General features: G+C 70.1%; 12 protein-coding genes and 1 pseudogene. 5 read left to right on the forward strand and 8 right to left on the reverse strand.

The annotated features are described in order from the left end of the window. Positions 1–26: 26 nt before the first annotated feature. On the reverse strand, positions 27–782 hold the full coding sequence (locus tag LK409_RS12430) for a MipA/OmpV family protein (protein ID WP_003810685.1): 756 nt from the start codon (positions 780–782) through the stop codon (positions 27–29). 129 nt (positions 783–911) lie between these two features. Here LK409_RS12430 and LK409_RS12435 point away from each other — a divergent pair, with 129 nt between their 5' ends. The 4 genes from LK409_RS12435 (at position 912) to LK409_RS12450 (ending at position 4,711) form a co-directional block, all read left to right on the forward strand. Continuing rightward, positions 912–1,583, forward strand: coding sequence for a response regulator transcription factor (locus LK409_RS12435; RefSeq protein WP_003810683.1), 672 nt, complete (start codon positions 912–914; stop codon positions 1,581–1,583). Next, complete coding sequence (locus LK409_RS12440) at positions 1,580–2,929, forward strand: ATP-binding protein (RefSeq protein WP_003810681.1); 1,350 nt, start codon at positions 1,580–1,582, stop codon at positions 2,927–2,929. The genes LK409_RS12435 and LK409_RS12440 overlap by 4 nt, the downstream gene beginning before the upstream one ends. A gap of 74 nt (positions 2,930–3,003) precedes the next feature. Continuing rightward, positions 3,004–3,477 carry a RidA family protein gene (locus LK409_RS12445; RefSeq protein ID WP_033448216.1) on the forward strand — a complete coding sequence of 158 codons (474 nt, stop codon included), beginning with the start codon at positions 3,004–3,006 and terminating at the stop codon, positions 3,475–3,477. Between the two features lie 25 nt (positions 3,478–3,502). After that, on the forward strand, positions 3,503–4,711 hold the full coding sequence (locus LK409_RS12450) for an aminotransferase class V-fold PLP-dependent enzyme (RefSeq protein WP_010928772.1): 1,209 nt from the start codon (positions 3,503–3,505) through the stop codon (positions 4,709–4,711). Here the strand turns inward: LK409_RS12450 and trmD are convergent. From trmD to rpsP, 3 genes are all read right to left on the reverse strand, one after another. Further along, positions 4,708–5,481: a tRNA (guanosine(37)-N1)-methyltransferase TrmD gene (gene trmD / locus LK409_RS12455; RefSeq protein ID WP_010926756.1), complete on the reverse strand. Its 774-nt coding sequence runs from the start codon at positions 5,479–5,481 to the stop codon at positions 4,708–4,710. The genes LK409_RS12450 and trmD overlap by 4 nt on opposite strands. Further along, complete coding sequence (gene rimM, locus LK409_RS12460) at positions 5,481–6,104, reverse strand: ribosome maturation factor RimM (RefSeq protein WP_003810674.1); 624 nt, start codon at positions 6,102–6,104, stop codon at positions 5,481–5,483. The genes trmD and rimM overlap by 1 nt, the downstream gene beginning before the upstream one ends. Before the next feature lie 165 nt (positions 6,105–6,269). Further along, positions 6,270–6,530: a 30S ribosomal protein S16 gene (rpsP, locus tag LK409_RS12465; RefSeq protein ID WP_010928773.1), complete on the reverse strand. Its 261-nt coding sequence runs from the start codon at positions 6,528–6,530 to the stop codon at positions 6,270–6,272. A gap of 303 nt (positions 6,531–6,833) precedes the next feature. Here rpsP and LK409_RS12470 point away from each other — a divergent pair. Then, positions 6,834–7,415 (forward strand): annotated as a pseudogene (locus LK409_RS12470) (hypothetical protein). A 68-nt stretch (positions 7,416–7,483) separates the two neighbouring features. Here LK409_RS12470 and LK409_RS12475 read toward each other — a convergent pair. The 4 genes from LK409_RS12475 to LK409_RS12490 form a co-directional block, all read right to left on the reverse strand. Then, the gene (locus LK409_RS12475) at positions 7,484–7,738 is read right to left on the reverse strand and encodes a sulfurtransferase TusA family protein (RefSeq protein ID WP_004568544.1); all 255 of its coding nucleotides are present in this window, start codon (positions 7,736–7,738) and stop codon (positions 7,484–7,486) included. Beyond that, entirely contained in the window at positions 7,725–10,349 is a 2,625-nt protein-coding gene (gene alaS / locus LK409_RS12480) for an alanine--tRNA ligase (RefSeq protein ID WP_010928774.1), read from the reverse strand. The genes LK409_RS12475 and alaS overlap by 14 nt, the downstream gene beginning before the upstream one ends. 71 nt (positions 10,350–10,420) lie before the next feature. Next, positions 10,421–11,239 carry a hypothetical protein gene (locus tag LK409_RS12485; RefSeq protein ID WP_010928775.1) on the reverse strand — a complete coding sequence of 273 codons (819 nt, stop codon included), beginning with the start codon at positions 11,237–11,239 and terminating at the stop codon, positions 10,421–10,423. After that, a complete protein-coding gene (locus LK409_RS12490; protein ID WP_010928776.1) occupies positions 11,236–11,841 on the reverse strand; it encodes a type 4 pilus major pilin in 606 nt (201 codons plus the stop codon). Before LK409_RS12490 ends, LK409_RS12485 begins: the two co-directional genes overlap by 4 nt. Positions 11,842–11,847 lie beyond the last annotated feature (6 nt).

Consider the following 11,847-nt stretch of genomic DNA (forward strand, 5'->3'; position numbering starts at 1 on the left):
GAGCGCACAGGCGGCGCCGGCACGGTTCAGAACGCGTAGGTCAGGCCCACGCCGCCGAAGTAGTTGGTCGAGCGCTCGCTCACGGGGCTGTCGCGCGCATCGCCGAACAGGGTATTGACCCCCGCCGTGGCGTTGACGGCCCAGCGCTGGTCCAGGCGGTGCGTCCAGGACGCGAAGATCCCGCCGGACTTGAATCCCGACGAGGCCGAGTAGCGGCGCAACCCGGCCTCGCTGCGGGCGGCCTGGGAGGCGCTGATGCCGTACCAGGTGCGCATGTAGTCGTCGCTGGCCCACTCGGTGCGCGCGCCCACCGAGACGCTGTCGCGCCCGGTCTGCCAGACGCGGTAGGTGGCGCGCAGCTCCCCCACTCCGCCGTAGCCGCTGCGCGCGGCCTGGCGGTATGCGGCGCCCAGGCCCAGCGCGCCATACTGCCATTCGATGTAGGCGCCGTAGGTCGCGTGCATATCGATGTCGTCCAGGCCATGGAGAATGTCCGAATCGTCGGCGTCACGCCCCAGGTGCGCGCCGACGAACACGCCGGCATGCACATGCTCGCCGAGCTGCCACTTCAGGCCGGCGCTGGGCAGCCCGGCGCGCGGCGAAATGAAGAAAGGCCCGTTCTCGTAATGGATGAGCGGCACCGGCAGGAAGCGGTAGTCCTTGGCGCCCTCGTAGCGCGGCGCCACCGCCGCCGATATGCCGATGTAGTTCTGGGCCTGCGCCGCCGTGCCCAGCGTGCCGGCCAGGCACACGACGGTCGCGCGCCACCATGCGTGCTTCATTGTCATTCCTTGGGAAACCGGGGCGCCGCGCAGGCGGCCTGCCCCAACGGCGCGATTGTGCGCGCCGCGTTTTAAATTCTTTTTAATCGGCGGCTGCGACACTGGACGCGGATAGCCCGGCGACACGACATGACTCATTTGCTATTGGTGGAAGACGACCCGATGCTGGGCGACGCGCTGCAGACCGCGCTGCAGCGCGAACTCGGCGCCCGGGTCGATTGGGTGCGCGACGGCGCGCAGGCGCAGCTTGCGCTGGTCGACCACGCCTACCAGCTGATCCTGCTGGACATAGGCCTGCCCGGCCAGTCCGGCTTGGCGCTGCTGCGCGCGCTGCGCGAGGGCTACGACACCACCCCGGTGCTGCTGGTGACCGCGCGCGACCAGCTCAGCGACCGCATCCGCGGCCTGGACGGCGGCGCCGACGACTACATCGTCAAGCCGTTCGAACTGGACGAACTGCTGGCGCGCCTGCGCGCCGTGCTGCGCCGCAGCCACAACCAGGTGGCGCCGCTCATGCGGCATGGCGAGCTGCTGGTGGACCCGGCGGCGCGCCAGGTGTCGCGCGCGGGCCGGCCCGTCGCGCTCAGCCAGAGCGAATACCGCACGCTACTGGCGCTGATGCAGCGGCGCGGCCGCACGGTCTCGCGCGAGCAGCTGGAGCACGATGTCTACGGCGCCAGCGTGGCGCTGGAAAGCAACACGGTCGCCGTGTACGTGCACCAGTTGCGGCGCAAGCTGGGCGACGACCTGATCGAGACGGTGCACGGCTACGGCTATCGCATCGGCCAGGAAGGCGCATGAAATCGCTCAAGCGACGCATTCTGACCGCGGTACTGGCCGCGCTGCTGCTGAACTGGGGAGTCTGGCTGGGCTGGCAGACCTTCGAAATGGGCCGGCGCGAAACCGGCACCTGGGACGCCCGGCTGCGCGATGTCGCCAGCCAGGCCGTGCTGTCCATGCCGCTGGACATCATGGAGCGTTCGGAGCCGACCGGCTTTCGCCTGCCCGAGCCGGTGCAGACCAGCGAGCTGCGCATGAGCTTCCAGATCTGGAGCATGGCGTCGCGCCGCCAGATCGTGCACAGCGTGAACGCGCCGCCCGGCCCGCTCAACCCGGCCTTCGCCGACGGCTATGCCGACGTCGAGCTGGATGGAGAGCCGTGGCGCGTCTACAGCGTGACCGACGCCGAGGGCCGGATACAGGCGCAGGCCGGCCATTCGCTGGCCGCGCGCCGCGGCGACATCCTGCAATGGCTGGGCGCCAGCCTGAAGGCCTCGGCCCTGCTGTTCCTGTTCCTGGCCCTGAGCATCCTGCTGGCGATCGACCGCGCCATGCGGCGCCTGGACCGTGTCGGCCGCGCCGTCCAGCAACGCGATCCGCTGGATCTCGCCCCCCTGCCCGACGGCGACGTGCCGGCGGAACTGCGGCCGCTGATCACGGCGATCAACCGGCAGTTCGGGCGTGTGCACACGGCGCTGGCGCGCGAACGGCGCCTGATCGCCGACGCGGCCCACGAACTGCGCACGCCCCTGGCCGCGCTGAAGATGCAGGCGGAAGTCGCGCTTGGCGCGCGCCACGCCGACGAACGGCACAGCGCGCTGTGCAAACTGCTGGACGCGGCGCGGCGCGCCGCCCGCCTGTCCGAGCAGTTGCTCGACCAGGCGCGCCTGGACGCCATGGAAGCCAGCGTGCCTGGCGGCGAAGTGGATCTGGCCACGCTGACCGCCATGATCATCGCCGACCACCAGGCACGCGCGCAGGCGCGCCATCAACGCATCCAGCTCGACGTCCGGCCCGCCTTCGTGAGCGGCGACCTGGATTCGCTCGGCATCCTGGTGAGCAACCTGGTCGACAATGCACTGCGCTATACGCCCGAGGGCGGCCGGGTCGTCGTGTACTGCGGCCCGCTGGAGAACGGCGCGGTCGGCCTGCGCGTGCTGGACAACGGGCCGGGCGTGCCCGCCGACCGGCACGAGCGCATCTTCGAGCGTTTCTATCGCCAGCCGGGCCAGGCGCAGCGCGGCGGCGGCATCGGCCTGTCGCTGGTGGCCCAGATCGCCCGCCTGCATCGTGCCCGGATCGACTGCGGCGCCGGCCTGGACGGCCGCGGCTTCGGCATCGCCGTGGGCTTCGCGCCGCGCAGCTAGCGCATGAGGAATTGGCCAGCATGCGCCGCAACCGCTAGGATGTGGGGCTCCACTCTCTGAACAGGTGTACGACAATGACTGCTTCGATCTCCGCCCGCGTCGCCGAACTCGGCCTGACTCTCGAGCCGGCCAACGCCCCGGCGGCCAATTACGTGCCGTTCGTGCGCGACGGCAACCTCCTGTACATCTCGGGGCAGGTGCCGCGCGTGGACGGCAAGCCCGTCCACCTGGGCCGCCTTGGCGACAGCGTGAGCGACGAAGAAGGCGTGCAGGCCGCGCGCCAGGCCGCGCTGGGCGTGCTGGCGCAACTGGCCGCCGCCACCGGCGACCGCCTGCAGGGCGTGGCGCGCGTCGTGCGCCTGGGCGTATTCGTGGCCGCCGCGCCGGACTTCAATCGCCACAGCGCCATCGCGAACGGCGCATCGGACCTGATGGTCAATGTGTTCGGCGAAGCGGGCCGCCATGCGCGCAGCGCGGTGGGCGTGGCCTCGCTGCCCAACGGCGTCGCCGTCGAAGTCGAGGCCGTGGTCGCGCTGGCGCAGGCCTGAGCCGCCCCGACGCCAGGATCGCACCATGCCCGCCACGCTGACCGATGAGCTCGTCGCCGTCCTGCGTGCCCGCACACCGGGCGCGCAAGGCGCATTCATCCACTTCAACCACGCGGGCGCTTCGCTGCCCTCGGCCGGCACCTTGCAGGCCATCGAGGCGCATCTGCGCCTCGAGGCCACGCAGGGGCCCATGGAGGCCGGCGTACGGGCGCGCGAACAGGCCGAGCGCGCACGCCTGCTGGCCGCGCGCCTGCTCAACGCCCAGCCAGCCGAGGTTGCGCTGACCACGGGCAATTCGGCGGGCTGGGGCGCGGCCTTCGCCGCGCTCGGACCCTGGCGGGCCGGCGACCGCATCCTGGTCGCCCGCCACGAATGGAGCGGCAACCTGGCGGCCATGCGCCTGGCCGCGCAGCGCGCCGGCGCGACGATAGAAACCATTGCCTCGGACGAGAGCGGCGCGGTGGACCCCGGCGCCTTGCAGGCCATGCTGGACGAGCGGGTGCGCCTGATTGCGCTGACATGGCTGCCGGCCAATGGCGGATTGGTCAATCCGGCTGCCGCCGTCGGGCGCATTGCGCGGCGCCACGGTATCGCCTATTTCGTCGATGCCGCGCAGGCCGTCGGGCAATTGCCCATCGATGTCGCCGAGGTAGGATGCGACGTCCTGAGCGGCACGGGCCGCAAGGCCTTGCGCGGGCCGCGCGGCACCGGGCTGCTGTATGTGCGCCAGGCCTTCCTGGAGCGGCTGGCGCCGGCCTGGGTCGATACCTGGTCGGCGCCGCTGGGCGAGGATGGCTGCCCCATCGTGCGCGGCGACGCCGCCCGTTTCGAGTCGGCCGAAAACAGCGTGGCGCTGCGCTGCGGGCTGGCCCACGCGCTGCACGAAGCGCTGGAGCTGGACATCGCGTCGATCCGCGCGCGCATCGACGCCGTGGCCACGCGTCTGCGCACGCGCCTGGCCGCGCTCGACGGCATCACGCTGCTGGACCAGGGACGGGTGCGATCCGGGCTGATTGCCTTCGATGTGGCAGGCTGGCAGGCCGACGCGGTGCAACGCGAGCTGGCGCGCCAGGGAATCGCGCTGGGCTGCAACGGGGTGGCCTATACGCCCCTGGACATGCAGGCGCGCGGGCTGCGGCAGATCGCCCGCGCTTCGGTCAGCTACCTGACCACCGAGGCCGAGATCGATGCGCTGCTCGACGCGCTGGCCGCGCTGGCGCGCCGCACGCCCTAGCTTTTGCGCTCGCCCGCCAGGCCGGCCAGGAAGCGTTCGTCGGCCTTGCTGAGCCGGCCCTCGCCGCGCGCGCGCTCGATCAGCTCGGGGCGGCGGCTGGCGGTCAGCCGCAGGGACTGCTCGCGGCGCCAGCGCGCGATGTTGGCATGATGACCGCTGAGCAACGGCTGCGGCACCGGCACGCCTTCGTAGACTTCCGGACGGGTGTAATGCGGGCTGTCGAGCAGGCCGTCGAGCGCCGCGTTGAAGGAGTCCTGCAGCGCGGAGTCGCCATCGTTGAGCACGCCGGGCAGCAAGCGCACCGCGGCGTCCATCATGGCCAGGGCGGCCAGTTCGCCGCCCGACAGCACGAAATCGCCCAATGACAGCTCATGCGTGACACAGCGCTCGATGAAGCGCTGGTCCACGCCTTCGTAGCGTCCGCAGATGAAAATCGCGCCCGTGCCCGCCGCCAGCGTGGTGGCTTCGGCCTGGTCGTAGCGCCGGCCCGCCGGAGACAGCAGGATCACCGGCGCGGCCTGCAGGCCCTGCGCGGCGCGGGCGGCCTGCGCGGCCGCCACCGCGGCTTCCAGCGGCGCGGCCATCATCACCATGCCTGGGCCGCCGCCGTAGGGGCGGTCGTCAACCGTGCGATGCACGTCCTGGGTGAAATCGCGCGGGTTCCAGGCGTGCAGCGCCCACAGGCCCTGCGCATGGGCGCGCCCCGTCACGCCCTGGTCGCGCACCAGGCCGAACATGTCGGGAAACAGCGTGACGACGTCGAAGCGCATCAGTAGTCCAGAGGCCAGTCGCTGTCGATGCGGCGCGCGGCCAGGTCGACATGCCGGATATGGGCGCGCACGAACGGCACCAGCTCTTCGAGCGGCCGGCCCTTGGGGTCGACCAGCGGCACCGGCCCGGGCTGGCCGGGCTGGAGCTGCTGGCGCAAGACCTTGAGGACCGCGTGCGCGCCGTTGTCGAACACCTCGTCGACCACGCCCAGCAAGCGGGACTCGCCGTCCGCATCGCTGTAGAGCGCGCAGCCGATCAGGTCGACCCAATAGTATTCGTCGTCGGCGGGCGCCGGAAAGGCGCTGCGCGCCGCCTGGACGAGGCAACCGCGCAAGGCCTCGGCCTGATCGCGGTCGTCGATGCCTGCCAGCTGGGCCACCACCGCGCCGCCATGGACGCGCGCCTGCAGCACCTGATAGGCGCGCGGCACGGACGCGACAACGCCCCGGGCCGCTTGCGGCGCGGGGCGAGTCAGCCACCAGTGAGAGACAGTGCGCAACACTTCGGCCTGCGCCGAGTGGGGCTGCACCTTTACCCAGCCTTTGACACCGTAGGCCGATGCAATGCGGCCCAGCTCGACCAGATCCGCGGGCGCCGCGCCGGAATGTGCGGCTTCAGACATGTGTCGTGTGTAGCAAAGTTGCGGACAAAGAAAGCGCTGGCATAGGCAGCGCTTTCAAGAAATGCAGGCGCTGGCGGGCATGGCAAAGCCCCGGCCAGACGCGCACGGGGGCACGGCCGGGGGTACGCTTACGCGCGCCCGCACCCGCCGCACCCGGCAGCGGGCTCAGGCAGCAGCCGAAACCTTGGCCGAGTATTCCTTGACCAGGCGCTCGACGGCGGGCGACAGCAGCGCGCCGTTGCCGGTCCAGTATTGCACGCGGCCCAGGGCGATGCGCAGATTCTCGGTGCCCTCAGCGGCAACCGGGTTGTAAAAGCCAACGCGCTCGACGAAACGGCCATCGCGACGATTGCGCGAATCGGTAGCTACCAGGTTGTAAAACGGACGCTTCTTCGAGCCACCGCGGGCCAGACGAATCACCAGCATAGGTAATCCCTTGAATTGGTTGTGAAAAACGGGAAATTCTAGCACTTAAAGTTGCCTGGTGGCAACTGAAGTTGCGTTTTTCCCCTATGGACAGACAAAAAAATGGGACGAATGCCCAACTACGCTGAACGCCGCCCGCGCCACAGGCGTATGCTTGCGTGACGCAACCGGGGGGCGGCCACGCGGGCGGCCCGAAGGCCCCTCGCAAGCGGCGCGCCGGCCTGCCTGCAAAGGCAGCCGGCCCGGCAGGTATGCAAGCATACACCGCCCGCTGTTTCATCGCATCGACAGGAGCTTTCCATCATGAAGCATTGTTCGATTCTTGCCCCGCTTACCCGCCTGGCCGCCTGCGGCGCCCTGGCCGCCGTCCTGGCGGCGCCCCTGCCGGCGGCCGCCCGGGTCGGCGACGCCGCCCTGGTTTCGGTCACAGGCCAGATCACCGCGGTGGACCCCGCCACGCGCACGGTAACGGTGCGCGGCCCGCAAGGCAACGAAGTTCCCCTGTAGGCCGGCCCCGACGTGCGCAATTTCGACCGCATCAAGGTGGGCGACACCATGCGTGTGGACTACTACGAGTCCGTGTCGATCGCCACGCGCGCCAAGGGCAGCGGTGTACCGGAAGTCCGCAGCGAGACCGTCGCCACCCGCGCCAAGGAAGGCGCCCTGCCGCAAGGCGCGGTGGGCCGCAGCACGACCATCACGGCCGAAATCTGGCACATCGCCAAGGACGGCCGCACGGTCATCCTGCAAGGCCCGCAGGGCGGCCGCGAGACCTTCCATTTGCGCAGCGCCGCGGCGCAGGAAAAACTGCGTACCCTCAAGGAAGGCGACCTGGTCGACTTCACGGTGACGCGGGCGCTGGCCGCCGCCGTGCGCAGCCGCTAGCCCCCCGCACGCTCGCGCGCCAAGACAAACGGCCCGCTTGCGCGGGCCGTTTGCTTGCCGGCAGGCGCTCAGCGCCGCTGCAGGAAGTGCTCGCCGCGGCCCTCGGCCTCGCGTTGCGCCAGCAAGGTGTTGCCGGTCTGGCGCGCGAAGGCCTGGAAATCGCGGATGGCGTTGGGATCGGTGGTGACCACCCGCAGCACCTGGCCGCTTTCCATTTGCGCCAGCGCCTTCTTGGCGCGCAGGATGGGCAGCGGACAGGTCAGCCCGCTGGCATCGACTTCGTGCTGGTAGGACGGCAGGCCGCCGGTATCAGAGGCGCTCATCGACCCACTTCTGTACGCTGGCCACGGCAGCCGGCAGAGCCGCCAGATCGGTGCCGCCGCCCATCGCCATGTCGGGACGGCCCCCGCCCTTGCCGCCCACCTGGCCGGCCACGAAGCCAACCAGATCGCCGGCCTTGATGCGGCCGGTGAGATCGGCCGTCACGCCGCCCACCAGGCTGATCTTGCCATCGGCCGAGCCGGCGGCCAGCAGGACCACGGCGGGCTTGAGGCGGTCTTTCAGGTTGTCGACCATGCCGCGCAAGGCCTTGGGATCCACATCGCCGATGCTGGCGGCCAGCACCTTGATGCCCTTGACCTCGACCGTGGCCGTGGCGGCCAGGTCGTTGCCGGCGCTGGCGGCCAGCTTGGTGCGCGCCTGCTCGAGCTCTTTCTCGAGCGCCTTGAGCTGTTCCTGCACCTGGGCGATGCGCTCGGGAAGCTCGTGCGCCGGGGCGCGCAGCACGCCGGCGGCGCGCTGCAGCAGCACGTTCTGGTCCTGCACCCAGGCCAGCGCGTTGTCGCCGGTAATCGCTTCGATGCGACGCACGCCCGCCGCCACGCCGCCTTCGGACACCACCTTGAACAGGCCGATGTCGCCGGTGCGCCGCACGTGCGTGCCGCCGCACAGTTCGCGCGAAAAACCGATGTCGAGCACGCGCACGGTATCGCCGTACTTCTCGCCGAACAGCGCCATCGCGCCGCCCTTGACGGCGTCGTCGTAGGCCATGACCTTGGCCTCTGTGGCCTGGTTGGCCAGTACCTCGGCATTGACGATGGCTTCCACGCGGGCGATCTGCTCGGCCGTCATGGGCGCGTCGTGCGCGAAGTCGAAGCGGGTCTTGTCGGGATCGACCAGCGAGCCGCGCTGCTGCACGTGGGCGCCCAGCACTTCACGCAAGGCCTTGTGCATCAGGTGCGTGGCCGAGTGGTTGCGCACCGTGCGGGCGCGACGCACCGCATCCACGCGCGCCAGCAAGGTATCGCCGACCTTCAGCGCGCCGGCCTCGAGCGTGCCGTGATGGCCGAACACGCCGGGCTGGATCTTGAGGGTGTCGGCCACCGCGAACCGCACGCCGCCAGCCTCCAGCAGGCCGGTGTCGCCCACCTGGCCGCCGGACTCGGCATAGAACGGGGTGGCATCGAGCACCACGACCGCGTCCTGGCCCGCCGACACCTGCTCGACCTGGGTACCCTCGACATACAGCGCCGTCACCTTGACGCCGCTCAATTCGAGGCTCTCGTAGCCTTCGAAGCGCGTCTCGGCGCCTTCGTAGCTCAGGCCCTCGGCCATCTTGAACTTGCCCGCGGCGCGCGCCTGCTCGCGCTGGCGCTGCATCGCCGCCTCGAAGCCGGCCATGTCCACCTCGACCCCGCGCTCGCGACAGATGTCGGCGGTGAGATCGACCGGAAAGCCGTAGGTGTCGTACAGCGTGAACAATGTGGTGCCGTCGAGCGGGTCGCCCTTGGCGACCTTGGCCAGCGCGCCGTCCAGGATCTTCATGCCGTGTTCGAGCGTTTCGCCGAAGCGTTTTTCTTCCTGGCGCAGCACCTGCGCCACGCGCTCGGCCACCTGGGCCAGCTCGGGATAGGCTTCGCCCATCTCGGCCACCAGGTCCGGCACCAGGCGATGGAAGAACGGCTTGGTCTGGCCCAGCTTGTAGCCATGGCGCAGGGCGCGGCGCACAATGCGGCGCAGCACGTAGCCGCGGCCTTCGTTGCTGGGAATGATGCCGTCGACGATGAGAAAGGCGCAGGCGCGGATGTGATCGGCGATGACCTTCAGGGAGTTATCGGCCAGATCCTTCACGCCGGTCTCGCGCGCGGCGGCGGCGATCAGCTTCTGGAACAGGTCGATCTCGTAGTTGGAATGCACGTGCTGCAGCACCGCCGCGATGCGCTCCAGGCCCATGCCGGTGTCCACGCAGGGCTTGGGCAGGCGTTCCATGTTGCCGGCGGCGTCGCGCTCGAACTGCATGAACACCAGGTTCCAGATCTCGATGTAGCGATCGCCGTCTTCCTCGAGCGAGCCCGGAGGGCCGCCCCAGATTTCCGGACCATGGTCGTAGAAGATTTCCGAACACGGGCCGCAAGGGCCGGTGTCCGCCATTTGCCAGAAGTTGTCGGACGCATAGCGGGCGCCCTTGTTGTCGCCGATCCGGATGATGCGCTCGGCGGGCACGCCGACTTCCTTGGCCCAGATGTCGTAGGCCTCGTCGTCTTCCTGGTAGACCGTGACCCACAGCTTCTCGGCCGGCAGCCTGTAGACCTGGGTCAGCAGCTCCCAGGCGTACTGGATGGCCTCGCGCTTGAAGTAGTCGCCGAAGCTGAAGTTGCCCAGCATCTCGAAGAACGTATGGTGGCGGGCGGTGTAGCCCACGTTCTCGAGGTCGTTGTGCTTGCCGCCGGCGCGCACGCTGCGCTGCGACGACGTGGCGCGCTTGTAGGCGCGCGCTTCCTTGCCGGTGAATACGTCCTTGAACTGCACCATACCCGAGTTGGTAAAGAGCAGCGTGGGGTCGTTGGCCGGCACCAGGGACGACGACGGAACGATCGTGTGGCCCTTGGACTGGAAGAATTGCAGGAACTTCTGGCGAATCTCAGAGGATTTCATCGTGGATGAATCGGGATTTTGGCGAATTTTTGATTATAGAGGGTCGGCAGGCCGATGCCAGCGCCGCCGCCCTACTCCTTGCCCGGACGCACGCAGACGAAGCTGGTGAACCCCGGCGCGCCGTCCACGCGGTCGGTGGCCTGCGCCATGATGACCGACGCGTAGCCCGGTGGGCACGAACACTGTCCGGTAAGCGGGTTGCGGCTGGTATGACCGCTGTACGAGCGGCAGCCCACGTGGGAATTCACCGAATAGGCGCCGCCGAACGCCGGCGATGCCTTGCCCGCCGCCAGGCCGGCCCAGGCCAGCGGCGTGCCGGCGGGCAGCCGCGCCACGTCCGGCCAGGGCGGATTGGCGAAGCGAAACGCCGCGCCGCGCACCCCGCCGGCCACGGCGAAGCCGCCACGGCCGGCGGTGGCGGCCACCAGGGGCGCCATGCGCATCAGGTCGACCTGGCCGTGGCCATCCAGCAAGGGGCGGTCCAGCCAGGCCAGCGCGTCCAGCCGGCAGCCCGCCCGCGGGCAATGCGGATCGCGCCGGACCAGCATGATCACCCCCGTGCCCAGGGGCGAGCGCCTCGGCAGGGAACGCGCCAGCAGGCCGGCGGCCTGCAGCTCGGGCAGCGTCGGACGCCAGGCATCGCGAAACAGCGCGCGCCCGCGCTCATCGCGCGGCGCCAGCCCATCGGCCAGCGTGTCGAAATACCGCTGCAGCAGTTGGTCGAGGCCGCGCTGGATTTCGCCCAGCCAGACGCCGGCACCGCGTGCGGCCGCGTCCTGCGCATCCTGCACCAGCCGGTTGGCGGCCCACACCGCCGCCATGGCCGCGAGCGCGGCGGCCACGGCCAGTTCCAGCAAGGCCAGGCCGCCCTGGGTGTGCGCGGATCTCATCGCGCCGTGAACGCGAAGGTGTTGCGATCGCCCGCCACGCACTGCGCCTGGGCGGCCTGCGCGCGGTACGGCAACGCCGGGACGGCCAGCGCATTCTTGACCACCACCGGCCCCGCCTTGCCCTGCACGGCGATGATGTCGGATACGCGCTGCATGACAGAGGCCAACGCCGGGCAGGCCGCGCCGTTGACATTGGTCAGCGTCAGCGTGAACGCCGAACCGGGCGGCGCGCCGCCCGGCGCGGCCGGCGCCACGCTGATGACGCCATGGGCGCCAGCCCCCTGCCCGCCCAGGCCGTGCGCGACCGTCGCCGACGCGCCCTCGCCGCGCACCGACACCACGCTGGAATCGCGCAGCGCATGCGCCAGCGACGCCGTGCCGATGCCCGTGTAGGGCGCCGCGCCATCGCCTTGCGCATTGGCCTTGGTCCGCGCCACGAAACGCTGCAGTTCCTCTCCGACCCGGGGCACTTTGCTTTCGATGACATACGAGCCGATGGCGGGAATGCCGATGATGGCCACCAGCAAGACGATGGCCGTGACGATGGACACCTCGACCAGGGAGAAGCCGGCTTGGCGGCCGGACAGAATCGTGTGTGACATGAAGAA

Source organism: Bordetella parapertussis, assembly GCF_020735925.1.
Lineage (GTDB): Bacteria > Pseudomonadota > Gammaproteobacteria > Burkholderiales > Burkholderiaceae_B > Bordetella > Bordetella pertussis.